Origin of the sequence: Mycolicibacter sp. MU0102 (genome assembly GCF_963378105.1) — a bacterium.
Classification (GTDB): Bacteria; Actinomycetota; Actinomycetes; order Mycobacteriales; family Mycobacteriaceae; genus Mycobacterium; species Mycobacterium holstebronense.
Genome location: NZ_OY726398.1, coordinates 1,068,508 through 1,086,534, shown reverse-complemented (window position 1 = coordinate 1,086,534; position 18,027 = coordinate 1,068,508). Strand labels below are relative to the sequence as shown.

At 67.3% G+C, this 18,027-nt stretch carries 16 protein-coding genes; 6 read left to right on the top strand and 10 right to left on the bottom strand.

Translation table 11 applies throughout. The annotated features are described in order from the left end of the window. Positions 1–14 precede the first annotated feature (14 nt). The 6 genes from RCP37_RS05140 (at position 15) to RCP37_RS05115 (ending at position 6,163) form a co-directional block, all read left to right on the top strand. Positions 15–299 (top strand): WXG100 family type VII secretion target, encoded by a 285-nt coding sequence (locus RCP37_RS05140; protein WP_308485897.1) that lies wholly within the window; start codon positions 15–17, stop codon positions 297–299. Between the two features lie 130 nt (positions 300–429). Beyond that, positions 430–1,230 carry a PPE family protein, SVP subgroup gene (locus tag RCP37_RS05135; RefSeq protein ID WP_308485896.1) on the top strand — a complete coding sequence of 267 codons (801 nt, stop codon included), beginning with the start codon at positions 430–432 and terminating at the stop codon, positions 1,228–1,230. A gap of 39 nt (positions 1,231–1,269) precedes the next feature. Next, positions 1,270–2,421 (top strand): PPE family protein, encoded by a 1,152-nt coding sequence (locus RCP37_RS05130; RefSeq protein WP_308485895.1) that lies wholly within the window; start codon positions 1,270–1,272, stop codon positions 2,419–2,421. 28 nt (positions 2,422–2,449) lie between these two features. Further along, positions 2,450–4,954, top strand: coding sequence for an ATP-binding protein (locus RCP37_RS05125; RefSeq protein ID WP_373693108.1), 2,505 nt, complete (start codon positions 2,450–2,452; stop codon positions 4,952–4,954). Further along, positions 4,954–5,637 carry a response regulator gene (locus tag RCP37_RS05120; RefSeq protein WP_046283970.1) on the top strand — a complete coding sequence of 228 codons (684 nt, stop codon included), beginning with the start codon at positions 4,954–4,956 and terminating at the stop codon, positions 5,635–5,637. The genes RCP37_RS05125 and RCP37_RS05120 overlap by 1 nt, the downstream gene beginning before the upstream one ends. A gap of 67 nt (positions 5,638–5,704) precedes the next feature. Next, positions 5,705–6,163, top strand: a complete 459-nt coding sequence (locus tag RCP37_RS05115) for a DUF1942 domain-containing protein (protein ID WP_308485894.1) — start codon at positions 5,705–5,707, stop codon at positions 6,161–6,163. Between the two features lie 7 nt (positions 6,164–6,170). On the opposite strand, the gene RCP37_RS05110 is transcribed toward RCP37_RS05115, so the two are convergent. The 10 genes from RCP37_RS05110 to RCP37_RS05065 form a co-directional block, all read right to left on the bottom strand. Then, complete coding sequence (locus tag RCP37_RS05110; protein WP_308485893.1) at positions 6,171–8,723, bottom strand: DUF4118 domain-containing protein; 2,553 nt, start codon at positions 8,721–8,723, stop codon at positions 6,171–6,173. Beyond that, positions 8,716–9,618, bottom strand: coding sequence for a potassium-transporting ATPase subunit C (locus tag RCP37_RS05105; RefSeq protein ID WP_308485892.1), 903 nt, complete (start codon positions 9,616–9,618; stop codon positions 8,716–8,718). Before RCP37_RS05105 ends, RCP37_RS05110 begins: the two co-directional genes overlap by 8 nt. A gap of 1 nt (position 9,619) precedes the next feature. Beyond that, positions 9,620–11,758, bottom strand: coding sequence for a potassium-transporting ATPase subunit KdpB (kdpB, locus tag RCP37_RS05100; protein ID WP_308485891.1), 2,139 nt, complete (start codon positions 11,756–11,758; stop codon positions 9,620–9,622). Between the two features lies 1 nt (position 11,759). Then, positions 11,760–13,430 (bottom strand): potassium-transporting ATPase subunit KdpA, encoded by a 1,671-nt coding sequence (gene kdpA, locus RCP37_RS05095; RefSeq protein WP_308485890.1) that lies wholly within the window; start codon positions 13,428–13,430, stop codon positions 11,760–11,762. Then, the gene (locus RCP37_RS05090) at positions 13,431–13,520 is read right to left on the bottom strand and encodes a potassium-transporting ATPase subunit F (RefSeq protein ID WP_308485889.1); all 90 of its coding nucleotides are present in this window, start codon (positions 13,518–13,520) and stop codon (positions 13,431–13,433) included. It abuts the gene before it with no gap. 216 nt (positions 13,521–13,736) lie between these two features. Then, complete coding sequence (locus RCP37_RS05085; RefSeq protein WP_308486943.1) at positions 13,737–14,687, bottom strand: Ppx/GppA phosphatase family protein; 951 nt, start codon at positions 14,685–14,687, stop codon at positions 13,737–13,739. After that, positions 14,678–15,169 (bottom strand): DUF501 domain-containing protein, encoded by a 492-nt coding sequence (locus RCP37_RS05080; protein WP_065039505.1) that lies wholly within the window; start codon positions 15,167–15,169, stop codon positions 14,678–14,680. The genes RCP37_RS05085 and RCP37_RS05080 overlap by 10 nt, the downstream gene beginning before the upstream one ends. Next, positions 15,162–15,806 carry an FtsB family cell division protein gene (locus tag RCP37_RS05075; RefSeq protein ID WP_308485888.1) on the bottom strand — a complete coding sequence of 215 codons (645 nt, stop codon included), beginning with the start codon at positions 15,804–15,806 and terminating at the stop codon, positions 15,162–15,164. The genes RCP37_RS05080 and RCP37_RS05075 overlap by 8 nt, the downstream gene beginning before the upstream one ends. A gap of 18 nt (positions 15,807–15,824) precedes the next feature. Next, the gene (eno, locus tag RCP37_RS05070) at positions 15,825–17,114 is read right to left on the bottom strand and encodes a phosphopyruvate hydratase (RefSeq protein WP_024442503.1); all 1,290 of its coding nucleotides are present in this window, start codon (positions 17,112–17,114) and stop codon (positions 15,825–15,827) included. 97 nt (positions 17,115–17,211) lie between these two features. Next, on the bottom strand, positions 17,212–17,946 hold the full coding sequence (locus RCP37_RS05065) for a lytic transglycosylase domain-containing protein (protein WP_308485887.1): 735 nt from the start codon (positions 17,944–17,946) through the stop codon (positions 17,212–17,214). Positions 17,947–18,027 lie beyond the last annotated feature (81 nt).

Sequence of the window (18,027 nt, the reverse complement as noted above, 5' to 3'; positions counted from 1 at the left end):
AAAGGAGAACAACAATGTCCATCAACTACCAGTTCGGCGACGTCGACGCCCACGGCGCATTGATCCGCGCCCAGGCCGCCGCTTTGGAGGCCGAGCACCAGGCGATCGTGCACGATGTGCTGGCCGCCGGGGACTTCTGGGGCGGCGCCGGCTCGGTGGCCTGCCAGGAGTTCATCACCGCGCTTGGGCGGAACTTCCAGGTCATTTACGAGCAGGCCAACGCCCACGGCCAGAAGGTGCAGACGGCTGGCAACAACATGGCCAACACCGACGCCGCCGTGGGCTCCAGCTGGGCCTGAAAGCAAACCGTCAATAATCCAGATCGGCCCGTAAAGAAGTCGTTAATGCCGTGGTCACGGCACCATCTGCCGGAAACAGTGGAGCCGTGCATTCGGCCGCCGGTCAAACCGCCATCCGTCAGGAGAAGTCATGTCGTTCGTGACCACGCAGCCCGAGGCGCTCGCCGCGGCTGCCACTAACCTGCAGACGATCGGTGCGGCGATGACGGCGCAGAACACGGCGGCTGCGACACCGACCACGGGCGTGGCGCCGGCGGCAGCGGACGCGGTCTCGGCACTTCAAGCGACGCAGTTCTCCGCCTATGGAACCCTGTACCAGCAGATCAGCGCCCAAGCCGCCGCGATCCAGGAGATGTTCGTCCAGACCCTGCGCACCAGCTCAGAGTCCTACGACACCACCGAGGCGGCCAACGCGACCGGCAACGGGGCGGCCGACTCCCCGCTGACCGACCTCATCAACATGCTGACCGGGTCGGCATCGGGCCCCTACAACCTGTCCAACGCCGCGGTGTCCAACCTAGGCATCGCCGGTGCCATGCAGGCCAGCAACTTCGGGTCCGCGGCATCCGACCTGCTGCAGCTGGGCAGCTCCGGCTTCCTGGCGCCGGGCCACCTGGCCAGTTCCACCGACGCGCTGCCCTCGTCGGTACTGACCAACGCCAGCTCGGATGCCGGACCGGTATCGGTGGTCACCGGCGGGCAGGCGGCAGCGGCAGGCAAGCTGTCGGCCCCGCCCAGCTGGGCCGGTGCCCCAGAGCCGGCGGCCCCGGCCGCGCGGCTCGCCAGTGCGACCACTGCCGCTGCCGAGCACACGCCGGCCTCCGCCGTGCCCGCCGGCATACCGGCGGCGGCCTCCAAGGACGGCAAAGCCGGCGGCCGGTTGCGCTACGGCGTCAAGCCCAAGGTGGCGCCGCGCGCCACGGGCGTATAGCCACGTCTGCACAACTCACCAGCAACAGGATTTGAAGACATGGACTTTGGCGCCCTACCTCCGGAAATCAACTCTGGTCTGATGTATGCCGGCTCCGGGGCTGCACCGATGATGGCCGCTGCGGCCGCGTGGAACGGGATCGGCGCTGAATTGGCCACCACCGCCTCGTCATATCAGTCGGTGATCGCCACGCTGACCGGTGAGGAGTGGCTCGGCCCGGCATCGACGGCGATGGCTGCGGCCGTCGCCCCCTTCGTGGCGTGGCTGAACCAGACCGCCGCCGCCGCCGAACACGCCGCGGCACAGGCCACCGCGTCCGCGGCCGCCTACCAGGCAGCGTTCGCGATGACCGTGCCCCCACCCGCAGTTGCCGCCAATCGGGCACAACTGGCCGCCCTGGTTGCGACGAATTTCCTGGGCGTCAACACCGCAGCGATCGCCACCACCGAGGCGCTATACGCCGAGATGTGGGCGCAGGACGCCGCCGCCATGTACGGCTACGCAGCCTCGTCGGCGCTGGCCGGGGTCCTGAATCCGCTCAACCAGCCCGCCCAAACCACCAATCCCGCCGGAACCGCCGGCCAGACGGCTGCGGTGGCACAGGCCACCACGTCGAATGCGGGCAGCAACTCCGGCCTCTCGCAGCTGGTGTCCAGCCTGCCCAACGCGGTCCAGGGACTCGCATCCCCCGCGGAGGCCACCAACAGCCTCGGCGACATCATCAACTCAACGCAGAACATCGGTATCTGGAACGCATTCCAGACCTACGGCAGTGCGATCGGCAACGTCGCGTCATGGAACATGTTCGCCGGCATCTCGGCCGCCGCCGGTCTGGCAAGCGCCCACGCCCCTGAAGGATTGGTCGATGTCCTGGTCGACTCGCCGACCTCCACGGCCGAGGCCGGCGCCGCCGCCGGGCGGTCGGTGCTGGTGAGTGTCGGACAGGCAGCGCCCGCCGGCGGGCTGTCGGTACCGGCATCGTGGCCGGGTGCGCTACCGGCCGAAGCCGGTGCGGCGCCACTGATCACCTCCGAGTGGGTTGCCGACGCCGCCGAAGAGGGTGCCGCGGTGAACGCCATACCGGCCGGTATCCCGGCCGCGGCCGCCGCCGGGCGCGGCGGCCTCGGCTTGAGCAACCCCAAATACGGGGTCAAACCCACGGTGATGGCCCGGCCTGTCGTCGCTGGCTGATGCCCTCGGTTGCCGCGATGATGGTCTGGTGAGTCTTGTGAACCAGCGCGGCGAGCGCGGAGAACTGCGCATCTACCTCGGAGCCTCGCCCAGGGTCGGCAAGACCTACGCGATGCTTGGTGAAGGGCACCGCCGCACCGACCGCGGCACCGATGTGGTTGCGGCCGCGGTCGAAACCCACGGCCGCAACAAGACCGCGGAGCTCTTGCAAGGCATCGAGATCGTCGGCGAGCCCGGCGGGGACCTCGATGTCGACGCGGTGCTGACCCGCCACCCGGAAGTGGTCCTGATCGACGATCTCGCGCACACCAACCCCGCGGGCAGCCGGAATCCCAAACGCTGGCAGGACATCGAGGAATTACTTTCCGCCGGGATCACCGTGGTCTCCACCGTCAACGTGCAACAGCTGGAGAGTCTGAGCGACGTCGTCGCCAAGATCACCGGGACCACCCAGCACGACACCGTCCCCGACGCGGTCGTGCGCCAAGCCACGCAGATCGAACTCATCGACGTCGCACCGGAAGCGTTGCGCCGCAGGCTATCCCACGGCAACGTCTATCCACCGGAGAAGGTCGACGCGGCGTTGGCCAACTACTTCCGCGGCGAGACGCTGACGGCGCTGCGGGAATTGGCGCTGCTGTGGCTGGCCGGGCAGGTGGACGCGACACTCACCCGCTACCGTGCCGACAAGAAGATCACCGAGACCTGGGAGGCACGGGAACGCATCGTGGCCGCGGTGACCGGTGGCCCGGAGTCCGAGACCCTGGTCCGGCGGGCCTCGCGGATCGCGTCAAAGGCCGGCGGTGACCTGTTGGTGCTGCATGTCCTGGGCGGCGACGGGCTCTCTGGTGCGCCGGCACCCCGGGTGGGCAAGATCCGCCAACTGGCGATCAGCCTGGGCGCCTCGCTGCACACCGTGATCGGTGACGACGTGCCGACCGCGCTGCTGGACTTCGCCCGTGACGTCAACGCCACCCAGCTGGTGATCGGCACTTCGCGCCGCTCCCGCTGGGCCCGCATCCTCGACGAGGGGGTCGGTGCGGCCGTGGTGCAGCAGTCCGGCGACATCGACGTCCACATCGTCACCTACGAGGACGCCAAGCCGAGTTTTCGGGGACTGACGATCTCGCCGCGGGAACGACGTGCGGCTTCCTGGCTCGCGGCCGTCATCGTGCCGTGCCTGATGTGCGCGATCATGGTGGGCTGGCTGGACCGCTACTTCGACGCCGGCCAGAGCGCGCTGTTTTTCGTGGGCGTGCTGGTGGTGGCCCTGCTCGGTGGTATCGCCCCGGCCGTGTTGTCGGCGTTGCTGTCCGGGGTGTTGCTCAACTACTTCGTGCTCGCTCCCCGACGCGATTTCACCATCGCCGAGCACGACGTCGCCGTGACCGAAGTGGTCCTGCTGTTGGTGGCCATCGCCGTGGCGGCCCTGGTCGACGGCGCGGCCAAACGAACCCGGGAAGCCGGCCGCGCCTCCCGCGAAGCCGAGTTGATGACGCTGTTCGCCGGGTCAGTGCTGCGCGGCGCGGACCTGGACACCCTGTTGGAGCGGGTTCGCGAAACCTACGCACAACGCGCGGTGAGCCTGGTCCGCGTCCCGACCAGCAGTGCAACTCCTGAAGTCGTCGCCTCGGTCGGCGAAAACCCGTGCACCGCGGTAGCTCTCGCGGACACCGCGATCGATGTCGGCGACGACGAGTTCTGGATGCTGATGGTCGGCCGGCAGTTGGCCTCCCGTGACCGCCGGGTGTTGTCGGTGGTGGCGCGGCAGGCAGCCGGACTGGTCCGTCAGGAGGAATTGGCCGCCGAGGCCGGTAGGGCTGACGCGGTGATGCGGACCGACGAGCTGCGCCGTTCCCTGCTGTCGGCGGTCAGCCACGACCTGCGCACCCCACTGGCGGCAGCCAAGGCGGCGGTGTCGAGTCTGCGTGCCGATGACGTGGACTTCTCCCCCGACGACACCTCCGAACTGCTGGCCACGGTGGAGGAATCCGTCGATCAGCTCACCGGCCTGGTGGGCAACCTGCTCGACTCCTCGCGCCTGGCCGCGGGTGTGATCCGGCCGGAGTTGACCAAGGTGTACCTGGAAGAGGTAGTGCAGCGCGCACTGATCGGAATCGGTAAGCGCAGCAACATCTTCGGACGCGGCCTCGACCAGGTGAAGGTCGAGGTGGGCCCGACCGTCGCGATGGCCGACGTCGGCTTGCTGGAACGCGTGCTCGCCAACGTGATCGACAACGCGTTGCGCTACGCCTCCGACAGCGTGGTGCGGGTGACCGCCGGCCAAGTCGGCGACCGGATCCTGATCAACGTCGCCGACGAGGGGCGCGGACTGCCCCGCGGCGGCGAAGCGCACGTGTTCGATCCGTTCCAGCGCCTCGGCGACCGCGACAACACCAGCGGCGTCGGTCTCGGGCTTTCAGTGGCACGGGGCTTCACTGAGGCGATGGGCGGCACCATTTCGGCGACAGAGACACCGGGCGGCGGGTTGACCATGGTGGTAGACCTGGCCGCACCGGCGGGAGAGAGCTGATGAGCACACGAGTCCTGGTAGTCGACGACGAGCCGCAGATCCTGCGCGCACTGAAGATCAACCTGTCGGTGCGCGGCTACGAAGTCGTCACCGCGGCGACCGGCGCCGGCGCCCTGCGCGCCGCCGCCGAGCAACGCCCGGACGTGGTGATCCTCGACCTGGGGCTGCCCGACATCTCCGGCATCGAGGTGCTGGCCGGACTGCGGGGCTGGCTGACCGTCCCGGTGATCGTGTTGTCCGCTCGCACCGACTCGGCCGACAAGGTGGAGGCGCTCGACGCGGGCGCCGACGACTACGTGACCAAGCCATTTGGAATGGACGAATTCCTGGCTCGGCTGCGCGCCGCCGCACGACGCAACGCCGCGACCGCCGAAACCGACCAGCCAATAGTGGAAACCGCTTCGTTCACCGTGGATCTGGCAGCAAAGAAAGTCACCAAGAACGGCGGCGAGGTCCATCTGACTCCCACCGAATGGGGCATGCTGGAGATGCTGGTGCGAAACCGGGGAAAGCTGGTCGGCCGCGACGAGTTACTCACCCAGGTATGGGGCCCGGCATACGCAAAGGAAACTCAATATCTTCGGGTCTATCTGGCGCAGCTGCGCCGCAAACTCGAGAATGATCCGTCGAACCCAAAACACCTGCTCACCGAGGCGGGGATGGGCTATCGATTCGAAGTGTGAGTTTTTGAGGTTTTGAAATCCGCCGCCGCGGATATGCCTGGGAGAACCTAGCGGAAGGAGTTTTACCGTGATGTTCTCCCAGATCGCCAAGAAGACGGCAGTAGCAGCGGCCGGCCTCACGACGGCCGGAATGCTTGCGGTGGCGCCGGCTTCTGCGGACCCACAAGTGGTCGGATTCGGTCAAACCCAAGAGATTCAGAGCCCAGGCGGGGCCATCGCCTACACCGTCAGCGACCTGCAGCCCAGCGGGCACAACGACGGCATTTGGTACTCGGATGTGACGGCTCGGGCGGTCAGCGGTTCGCCCACGCCCAACATCGCTGACTTCAACGCGCGCGCCGTCAACAGCTCAACGTTCGCGGTGATGAAGGGCAACGAGGTTGACGGCCTGCCTAACGGACCGATTGCCACAGGCAGCCAGACCAGCGGGCGACTGTACTTCGACGTCAAGAACGGCACCGCTCCAGACAGCGTCGTCTACCGTGACGCCGCCGGAGTCGACAAGGTTGTCTGGAAGCACGCATAAACCGTAGTCACGTCGCCGGGGGCGCGGCCAGATCCACCATCATGGTGAGGCCGCCGCCCGGCGTCTCGGTGGCGGAAACCGTTCCGCCCATTGACTCGATGAACCCGCGTGCTACCGACAAGCCGAGGCCGATACCGGTGGTGTTGTTCTGGTCGCCGATCCGCTGGAACGGTTCGAATAGGCGCTCCCCGCCCGGTGGTAGGCCGCGCCCCTGATCGGCGACGTTGATCAAAACCCGATCACCGAACTGACACGCAGTGACCCGGATCGGTCCGTCGGGGGCATAGCGCAACGCGTTGTCGAGGAGATTGGCGAGCACTCGTTCTAGCAGTCCGGCGTCGGCCAATACCACCTCGTCGCCAACGTCGACTTGGACCCGTTCAATGCCTGAGCGAAAGAAGCCGGTATTGCCTCGGCCGATGCTGACCAAGGCCCGTTGCACGATTTCCTCCACGTACACCCGGCCCAGCTCGGGGTGTACCACCCCGGCGGCCAACCTGGACGAATCGAGGAGGTTTCCGACCAGAGCGGTGAGTTGATCGATCGACTCCTCCACGGTCGCCAGCAGTTCGCGGGTGTCCTGCGGCGAGAACCCGACGTCATCGGCGCGCAGACTCGACGCCGCGGCCTTGGCCGCCGCCAGCGGCGTGCGCAGATCATGGCTGACCGCCGACAGCAGCGAGCGGCGCAGCTCATCGGCTCGCATGACAGCCTCGGATCGACTCGCCTCGTCGCTCAGCTCACGTTGCCTGACCAACCCGGCCGCCTGCTTGGCCACTGCGGACAGCACGCGGCGATCACGCGCCGCCAGCTGTCTGCCCGCGATCAACATCCAGAACTCGTCGTCGCCGACGTCGATGACGGTGTCCGCAGCGTCGACAGTCGTACACGGATCATTGCCCGCGGCGGCTATCACCGTTGGGCCGGCCTGCTGGCCGTCGAGGGTAGACATCCGCAGGATGCTCACCGCCCGTAGTGCATAAGTCTCCCGAACGCGTTCCAGCAGCGTCTCGATGTCGGCGCCCCGCAATACCGACCCGGCGAACAGAGCCAGCAACTCCGCCTCTTGGGATGCGCGCCCGGCCTCCCTGGAGCGTTCGGCGGCGCGATCCACGAGTACCGACACCGCGACCGCAACCAACAGCAGCACGATCTCCGTGACCGCAGAATCTGTTTCGGCGATGGTAAAGCTGTGCCGCGGATCGATCAGGAAGTAGTTGAGTAGCAGACCGGATATCAGCGCCGAAAGAATGGCTGGGGCCACCCCGCCGAGCAGGGCCACCGCCAGCACGCTGACGAAGAACAGCGCACTCTCCCCGCCTAAGCGCAGTACCGGATCCAGCCATGTCGTGGTGATCGCGCAGACCACCGACGGTACGAGTAGCGCCGCCAGCCAAGGCAGTACGCGGCGTTGCCGCGGTGAGAGGGGTGTGATCCGGAAACCTTGCTTGGACTCTTCATGAGTCACGATGTGTACATCGATCTTGCCGGATCGCCGCACCACCATTGCGCCGATGCCCTCGTCGAAGAAGCGCGCCCAGCGGGACCGCCGCGACGTCCCGATCACCAACTGGGTGGCGTTGACTTCTCGGGCGAAGTCCAGCAGTGCGGTCGGCACGTCGTCGCCGACGACGACGTGTAGGGAGGCACCGAGACTGGCCGCCAGCTCACGGATCTTCCCCATCCGCGCAGTGGGAACGGCCGAGTGTCCGTCGCCGGCCAGCACGTGAAGTGCCAACAACTCGGCGCTGGACTTCGATGCGATCCGCGAGGCTCGCCGTACCAGCGTCTCTGACTCCGGGCCGCCGGTGACGGCCACCACCAGCCGCTCGCGAGCCTCCCAGGTCGCGGTGATCTTCTTGTCGGCGCGATACTTCGCCAGCGCGGCGTCCACTTGGTCGGCCACCCACAGCAGCGCCAATTCCCTTAACGCGGTGAGATTTCCGCTGCGGAAGTAGTTGGACAACGCCGCATCGACCTTCTCCGGCGCGTAGACGTTGCCGTGCGCTAGCCTGCGGCGAAGCGCCTCTGGAGCGATATCGACGAGTTCGAGCTGCGAGGCCTGACGGACGAACGAATCCGGCACCGTCTCCTGCTGCTGCACCCCGGTGATCTGCGCGACGACGTCGTTGAGGCTCTCCAGATGCTGCACGTTGACCGTAGAGATCACCGTGATTCCCGCGGCGAGCAGTTCCTCGACGTCCTGCCACCGTTTGGGGTTCACGCTGCCCGGCGTATTGGTGTGAGCTAACTCGTCGACGAGTACGACTTGCGGTCGTCGCGCGAGCACTGCAGGAACGTCGAGTTCGGGGAAGCTCCTGCCCCGATAGGTAATCCAACGTGGCGGGACGACCTCGATCCCCTGCAACAGTTCCGCTGTCTTTACCCGACCGTGCGTCTCCACCACCGCAGCCACCAGGTCGGCGCCTCGTTCCAAGCGCCGGTGGGCCTCGCCGAGCATCGCGTATGTCTTGCCGACGCCGGGTGCCGCACCCAGATAGATGCGTAACTCCCCACGTCTGCCACGCGAGCCATAAGCACTCACCGATAAATCATCCATCGGAACAGCAGCCGGGAACAGGATGCTCGTGGTCCAGTTCCAGGTTCACCGCGGCCACGTTGACGCGGGGCTCACCGAGGAATCCGAGAAGCCGGCCGCTCTGGTGGGCACGGACCACGGCTCGGACCTGCTCGGCGCGTATCCCCCGGGCCTTTGCGACCCGCTCGACCTGAAGCTCGGCGTAGTCCGGTGAGATATCGGGGTCCAGGCCGCTGCCGCTGGCGGTGACGGCGTCGGCGGGAACCCGCGGGTGCTCGGCCGCAGCGCCCCGGATCGGCACAATCTGGCCGGCCGAGTAATCCTCACCGGGCCTGGCACATTCCACCCGAACGCCGTGATAGCGGGACACAAACAGCTCGCTCTCAGTGGCGCAGGGCTCGTTGACGCTGACCACGCGCGTCGGGCGGGCGACGGTGCCGCTGGGACCGCGCGGGCCGAAGACCGCCAGCACCGCGCCCCGTCCACCGGCCGTGCAGAACGGTCTCGCCGAGGCCCGCACGTCAAGGCCTTCGGTCTTCGCAACGTCGACGCTGCGGGTGCAGACCTGGGTGAGCAGGCTCGGCTGATCGGGCATGTCGACAATGCTCTCCGGGCCCAGATTGCTCGCTCCGCTGGCCAAGGCGTCGTAGCCGATTCCGGCTTCCGACGGCCGGCCCTGAAAGGACTGCGGCAGTGGGCGGCCGGCGGTGTCGGTGAACGCCTGCCCGATCAGGGCGCTTGCGACCGGTCGGCCGGCGGGGTCGGTGATCAGCGACCCTTCGGCACGTGCGTGCAGGCCCGGGATCTGGGCCACCAGCCAGACGAACAGCGGGTAGCCGATGCCGAGCACAACGGTGAAGACAAGCAGGGCACGCAGCGCGGCCCAGTGCCCCCGAACCAAGTCCGCAAATCTCATGTCACGCCATCCCAGGCAGCAGTTGAACCAGCAGGTCGATGAGCTTGATCCCGACGAACGGGGCCACAATCCCGCCCAGGCCGTAGACGGCGAGGTTTCGGCTGAGCAGCGCCGAAGCGCTGCCCGGAACGTAGCGGACCCCACGCAACGCGAGCGGAATCAGCGCCGCGATAACCAGCGCATTGAAGACCACCGCCGACAGGATCGCCGATTGCGGACTGTGCAACCTCATCACGTTGAGCAGACTCAAACCCGGGAAAATCGTTACGAAAAGCGCTGGAATGATGGCGAAATACTTGGCGATGTCGTTGGCGATCGAGAAGGTGGTCAGCGCGCCTCGGGTGATCAGCAGCTGTTTGCCGATCTCCACGATCTCGATGAGCTTGGTGGGGTCGGAGTCCAGGTCCACCATGTTGCCCGCCTCCTTGGCGGCGCTGGTGCCGGTATTCATCGCCACCCCGACGTCGGCCTGCGCCAGCGCTGGTGCATCGTTGGTTCCGTCACCGGTCATCGCGACCAGTCGTCCACCCTGCTGCTCGCGTTTGATCAGCATCAGCTTGTCTTCGGGGGTGGCTTCGGCGAGAAAGTCATCAACCCCAGCCTCATCGGCAATCGCCTTGGCGGTCAACGGGTTGTCGCCGGTAATCATCACGGTCCGGATACCCATTCGCCGCATCGCGTCGAACCGCTCACGCATGCCCTGCTTCACCACGTCCCGCAGATGAATGACACCGAGCACCACGGCCGGCCCGCCGACGAGCACCTCACCGACCACCAGCGGTGTTCCCCCGGCAGCGCTGATGCCGTCGACGATCCGGCCCAGCTCGACGGGGATGTCCCCGCCGTGGCCACGCACCCAGTCGCTGACGGAATTAGCGGCGCCCTTACGCAATTGGCGTCCGCCGATGTCGACACCGGACATCCGGGTCACGGCGGTGAACTCGACCCAGGACGCCGCGGTGAGCTCGCCCGGTGTCCGCGTTCGCAACCCGTAGGCCTCCTTGGCGTAGACCACGATGGAGCGGCCTTCGGGAGTTTCATCGGCAAGGCTGGATAGTTGCGCGGCGTCGGCGAGCTCAGCGGCCGATACCCCGGATATCGGAAGGAAATCCGATGCCTGCCGATTACCCAACGTGATCGTGCCGGTCTTGTCCAGCAACAATGTGTTGACGTCCCCAGCGGCCTCGACCGCCCGGCCGGACATGGCGAGCACATTGCGCTGCACCAGCCGGTCCATGCCGGCAATTCCGATGGCGGACAGCAGCGCACCGATCGTGGTGGGGATCAGGCAGACCAGCAGTGCCACCAAGACGATGCCGGTGACACCGTTGCCATCGAGCGCCGCGGTATCCGAGACGCCCGGGTTGTTGGCCTTGGAGTAGATCGCCAACGGTTGCAGCGTTGCGACCGCCACCACGAAGATCAGGGTCAGCGCGGCCAGCAGGATGTTCAGCGCGATCTCGTTCGGGGTCTTCTGCCGGTTGGCCCCCTCGACCAGCGCGATCATCCGGTCGACAAAGCTCTGTCCTGGCTTCTGGGTGATCCGGACTACGATCCGGTCCGACAACACCAGCGTCCCGCCGGTGACCGCGGAACGGTCGCCGCCGGATTCGCGGATCACCGGTGCCGATTCGCCGGTGATCGCCGATTCGTCCACCGACGCGATGCCCTCCACCACGTCGCCGTCGCCGGGGATGATCTGACCCGCTTCGACAACGACGATGTCGCCCCGTTGCAGCAGGGGCGCCGCCACCGACTCTTCGATGCCGGGCGTATTGGGCGCCCAACCACACAGCCGACGTGCGACGGTGTCGGACTTCGACTTTCGCAGAGCGTCGGCCTGCGCCTTCCCGCGACCTTCGGCGACCGCCTCGGCCAGATTGGCAATGACCACGGTCAGCCACAACCAGCACACGATCAGAGCGCCGAACCAGGTTGGCTCGCCGATGACCAGCATCGTCGACCACACCGCGCCGACCTCGACGATCAGCATCACCGGGTTGCGCCACAGGGTCCGGGGATCGAGCTTGCGCAACGCCGCGGGCAACGCCGCCAGCAGCATCGCGGAGTCCAGCAGCCCACCCGATACCCGCCGGTGATCGGTCAGCGGCGGCGATGAGATGGTTGTGGCCGAGCGCATTTCAGTGCAGCCCTTCAGCGAGTGGCCCCAAGGCCAGTGCCGGCAGGAAGGTGAGGGCGACCAAAATGAGCGTCACCCCGACAACCATGCCGACGAATTGGGGCTTGTGGGTAGGCAGCGTGCCAATGGATTCCGGAGTCTGCCCCTGCGCAGCGAGCGCCCCGGCAAGCGCCAGCACCAAGATCATGGGCAGGAACCTGCCGGCCAGCATCGCGATCCCGAGCGCGGTCTCGTACCACGTCCCGTCGGCCGCCAATCCCGCGAACGCGGAACCATTGTTGTTCGCCGCGGAGGTAAACGCGTACAGCACTTCGGAGAGCCCGTGCGGTCCGGTGTTGGCCATCGCCGAGCGCAGGCCCGGCAACGCAATCGAGATCGCCGTTCCGCACAGCACAACCACCGGGGTCACCAGGAAATAGCTTGCCGCCAGCTTGATCTCGCGTGGACTGATCTTCTTGCCCAGGTATTCCGGGGTACGCCCGACCATCAACCCGGCGACGAACACCGTGATCACCGCAAGGATCAAGATGCCGTACAGGCCCGAGCCGACACCCCCGGGAGCGACCTCCCCCAGCTGCATGTCGACCATCGTCAGCAGGCCACCCAGGCTGGTATAGGAGTCATGGGTGGAATCGACTGCCCCGGTGGAGGTCAGCGTGGTGGCCGCCGCGAAGACCGCCGAGTCGGCCACCCCGAGCCGCTGCTCGATCCCTTCTGTCGCCGCCCCCACCGCGGTCGGGACGGTGCCGTGATGCGCCAGCTGCGACCAGCCGAGCAGGCTGACACTGATGAGGGCGATCACGGCCATGACGGCGGTGATGGCATGGCCTTGCTTGGTGTTGCCCACCATTGCGCCGAAAGTGCGGGGCAGCGAGAACGCTATGACCACCAGCAGGAAGATCTCGACCCAGTTGGTCCACGCGGTCGGGTTCTCGAACGGATGCGCGGAGTTGGCGTTGTAGAAGCCGCCCCCGTTGGTGCCGAGCAGCTTGATCACCTCTTGGCTGGCCACCGGACCACCTGGAATGGCCTGCGGTGCACCGGTCAGGGTCGTGATTGTCTGGTCGTTGAGGTGAAAGTTCTGGACTACCCCGCCGACGATCAACACCGTCGCGCCGACGACCGCGATCGGCAACAAGATGCGCAGCGTGCCGCGAACCAGGTCTACCCAGAATGAGCCCAGCACCGCGGTGCGCCGACCGATGAACCCGCGGACGAACGCGACGGCAACCGCCATGCCGACCGCGGCGGAGACGAAGTTCTGCACCGCCAGGCCGGCCATCTGCACCAGATGCCCTTGCGTCGACTCGCCGGCATAGGCCTGCCAGTTGGTGTTGGTGACAAAGCTGACCGCGGTGTTCCACGCCAACCCAGGTGTCATCGAGTTCGCCGGATCATCCAGGTGCAGGGGAAGTTTTCCCTGAATGAGCTGCAGCACGAACAGGAACACCACGCACACCGCGGAGAACGCCAGAACACTGCGCGCATAGCCGACCCAGGTCTGTTCGGACTCCGGGTTGACCCCGATCGACCGGTAGATGAATCGCTCGCTGCGGGAGTGTGTTTCGCGGGTGTAGACCCGATACATGTAGTCGCCCAACGGTACGTGCACCGCGGCCAGCGCCACGACCAATGACGCCAAGAACAACACGCCCGCCGTTGTGGTACTCAACTAGAACCGCTCCGGGAACAGCAGTGCGGCCACCAGCAGCGCCACCACCGCCAGGGCCAGCGTCAGACCGACAGCATTGGCGAGGTTCACAGTCGCTCAACCAACTTCAACGCCCCACCGAGCAAGGCGAAGATCACCGCCGTCAACAGTAGGTAGGCCAGTACAGCCACGTGTTCTCCGTTCTCGAGAACCCGACCGGGTCTGCCCTGAAGTTAGACCCGGTCACCAGGCACGATGGAGACCGTTGACGCTTTCTTTACGCTGGACGAGGCGACCTTTACGCCTTTACATCTCGCCGGCAGATCGCTAGGCGATCGACAGCACAATGCCGTCCAGAATGTCGTGTTCGCTGACCACTAACTCCCCGATTCCGGCGCGCTGCGCCAAGATGCGGGCCAGCTCCTGGACCACGATCGCCCCACCGCCGATGACATCCACGCGGCCGGGGTGCATCGGGCCCAGGGCGGCCCGCTCGGCGCGGCTCATGCCGATCAGTTGATCGCAGACCGCCGTCAGATCAGCGAAGCCGACCCGCGACAGATGTATTGCGGCCGAGTCGTATTCGGTCAGGCCGTGCGCCAGGGCTGACAGCGTGGTCATGGTGCCCGCCACACCCACCCAGGTTCGCGCGTGCTGCACCGGCACGGCCTGCACCGCCTCCCCCAGGAGCTCGCGGGCCACCTCGCGAGCAGCCGAGACTTCCCCGGCGGTCGGCGGGTCGGAGTGCAGGCAGCGTTCGGTCAGCCGGACACAGCCGATGTTGGCCGAGTAACTCGCCGACACCCCATTGTCCGGATCGCCGAGCACCACCTCGGTCGAACCACCGCCGAGGTCGACGACCACGAACGGCCCGTCGGCACTGTCCAATTCACCTACCGCGCCGCGAAAGGACAGCTCCGCTTCCTCTTGCCCGGTGATCACCTCGGCGACCGCCCCCGCAACGGCGCGTCCCAACACCTGCGCCGTCATGTCGAAGAACACCTCACGGTTGGCCGCGTCCCGAGTGGCCGAAGTCGCCACCATCCGCACTCGTGAAACACCGTGCGCCACCAGCAACTCTGTGTAGTCGGCCAACGCCGCGCGGGTGCGCTCGATCGCCTCGAGGGCAAACCGCCCGGTGGCGTCGACGCCCTCACCCAAGCGGACGATGCGCATCTCGCGGTGGATGTCGCGCAGCCGGCCGTCGACCGGCTCAGCGATCAACAGCCGAATCGAGTTGGTGCCGCAGTCGATTCCCGCGAGGCGAGTCACAACCAGTCCTGGGGCCGGAGGATCCCGGCCATCGCCGGCTCGGCGGCCAGGATGGCCAGCGCCTCGTCACCGAACGGGTTGACACCACGACCCTTGGCCAGGGAATGCGCCATCAGCACGTGCAGGCATTTCACCCGATCGGGCATGCCTCCGCCGGTGAACGTGGTTCCCAGCGTTTCGATCGCATCCCGCTCGGCGAGATAGGACTCGTGAGCGGCCCGGTAGCCGGCAGCGAGTTCGGGATCCTGCTTTAGCCGCTCGGTCATGTCAGCCATCAAGCCCGACGATTCCAACCGGCTGGCGGCGGCGGTCAGCGCCGGGTGTGTCAGGTAGTACAGGGTGGGAAACGGTGTTCCGTCCGGCAGCTTCGGGGCCGTTTTGACCACGGCGGGTTCGCCATTGGGGCACCGATAGGAGATCTCCAGGACGCCGCGCGGCTCTCGGCCCAGTTGCCGGCCCACCGCGTCCAGGTCGGCGGGATCAACCAACGGGCACCACCGGTGCGGGCGGAACCGGAACCCACGGCGGTGCCGGCGGCGGCGGCGGAGGGTGCGGCGTGTCGGCGATGGTGTGCCACAGCGCGGTGTACCAGGGATCCCCGCTGGGCGCGGCCAGGGGTTCGGCACCCGGCTCACCCGGCACCTCGGCCGGCGCGGGCAGCTGGACCTGATACGGAATCTCGCCGGGCATGACGAAACCGAGCCGCTGACGAGCCTGCGCCCGGATGTGCGCGGGGTCGTCCAAGTTGGCTTTCTGTTGCTGCAGGTCGGTGATCTGGCGGTGCAGGGTGGTCTCCAATTGGGACTGCTGTTTCATCTCCGCGTGTTGGGCGAAGAACGTACGGACCGGCCCGGCGACGGTCAGCGTGAGCACGCACATCACTGCGGCCAGGATCACCGCCCGCCGGGCGGTGAAGCCGACCCGCAGCTCCGAGCTCTGCTCGGCCGCCGCTGCAATGGCTCGTTTGACCGCGCCGGCCGGTGACGGCGGTGGGGTCCGCGCCGCACCGGACCCGCGGCGCACCGGCGGCGTCCGGCGCGGGTGCGCACGTCCGTTCTCACCGCCCCGTCCCGGCCGCGACGTCGCGGAACGCCGCTTGGGTTCAGGCCGTTTCGGATCGGACATGGCAGCGGCCCCTGGCGGCTACTTGCTCTCCGGCGCGTAGCGGGGGAAGGCCAGCTCGCCGGCGTAACGGGCGGCGTCGCCGAGTTCCTCCTCGATCCGCAGCAGCTGGTTGTACTTGGCCACCCGCTCGCTGCGGGCCGGGGCACCGGTCTTGATCTGGCCGCTGCTGACCGCCACCGCCAGGTCGGCGATGGTGGTGTCTTCGGTCTCGCCGCTGCGGTGACTCATCATGGTGCGGTAGCCGCTGTGGTGGGCCAGGGTGACCGCGTCCAGAGTCTCGGTCAGCGTGCCGATCTGGTTGACCTTGACCAGCAGTGCATTCGCCGCGCCCCGCTCAATGCCCTCCTCGAGCCGCTCGGGGTTGGTGACGAACAGGTCGTCGCCGACGAGCTGCACCCGGTCCCCGATCGCGGAGGTCAACGACACCCAGCCGTCCCAGTCGTCCTCGGACAGCGGGTCTTCGATGGACACCAGCGGGTAGCTGTCGAGCAGCTTGGCGTAGAACTCGGCCAGTTGGGCCGCGGTGCGGTTCTGCTTCTCGAACGCGTAGCCGCTGCCCTCGGTGTAGAACTCGGTGGCCGCGACGTCGAGGGCCAGCGCGACATCGGTGCCCAGCTTGAGCCCGGTGGCCTCGATCGCGGTGCTGATCAGGTCGAGTGCGGCGGTGGTGCCGGCGACGTCGGGGGCGAAACCGCCTTCGTCACCGAGGCCGGTGGACAACCCCTGCTTCTTGAGCACTGCCTTCAACGAGTGGTAGACCTCGGTGCCCCAGCGCAGCGCCTCGGCGAAGTTGGGGGCGCCGATCGGGGCGACCATGAATTCCTGAACGTCGACGCCGGTGTCGGCGTGGGCGCCGCCGTTGAGGATGTTCATCATCGGCACCGGCAGGATGTGGGCGTTGGGGCCGCCCAGGTAGCGGTAGAGCGGGAGCGCCGCGGAGTCCGCGGCCGCCTTGGCCACTGCCAGCGAGACGCCGAGCATGGCGTTGGCGCCCAGCCGGGACTTGTCCGGGGTGCCGTCGAGGTCCACCAGCGCCTGGTCCACCAGCCGCTGGTCGTCAGCGCTGATTCCGATGACGGCCGGCGCGATCTGGTCCAGTACTGCGGCGACCGCCTTCTGCACGCCCTTGCCGCCGTAGCGGGCGCCACCGTCGCGGAGTTCCACGGCCTCGTGCTCGCCGGTGGATGCACCCGAGGGCACCGCGGCCCGGGCGAACGTGCCGTCTTCCAGCGCGACCTCGACCTCGACCGTGGGGTTTCCGCGGGAATCGAGGATCTCGCGGGCGCCGACCTGCTGGATGATGGGCACTGACTTCTCCTTGAGCGTGGGTGGGGCTGGCCGTCGTGTCTATCGGAGGCCTGTTGGGAGCCTAGCTGTACCCCGCCGTACTCCGTACCGGACACCGCTACAGCGGGCGACCGGCCGCGTACGCGGCGGCCCAATCCCGGACTGCGCGGGCGTAGATCTCCGACTCGTTGTAGGCCATCAACGCCGTCATCCAGCCCTTGGGGGTGGCCAGATCTTTGCCGCGCCAGCACAGATAGCCCGCTGCCGACAGGGCGGCATCGTCGATGTTGTCGGGGCTGACGACGCCGTCGTTGTTGGCGTCGACGCCGTAGAGCCGCCAGGTCTCCGGAATGAACTGCATGGGCCCCATCGCGCGGACCACGCCGTCGTCGTCGGCCATGTCCGGTTGGACGTCCTCGACGATGTGCAGATTGCCTCCGGAGCCGTCGAGCCGGACCCCGCGGATCTTGGGCCGCACGTCGCCGTTACGCGCCACCGTGGCGTTGTTGTAGTGGCCGTGATGACTCTCGATCTGGCCGATGCCCGCCAGCGTGGTCCAGCCCAGATGACAGTTGGGGTTCTCCACCTCAGCGACCCGCGCGGCGTAGGCGTAGGCCTCCAGCGCGGTGATGGGGATGCCGAGCATCGGGGCACGCTCCGCGGCCCATTGATAGAGCTGGTCGGCGGGCCGCCCCGAGGCGACGTCAGTGCTGACCGGCGGGACCGGGTCTCCGGGGGGCGGTGGCACGCCCTGCGGGATGGGGTTACCGAGCTGCCAGCTGCAACTGGATGCCAGCAGTACGGCCGTCGCGCCGACGACGGCGGCCGTCCGCAGCCAACGTAGCGCCGACACCGCTCTCCCCAACCTCGAAGCTATGGTTTTGCGTCCATCGTTCCATGACTAGGCCATGAGCGAGGCACCACCGACCGCCTG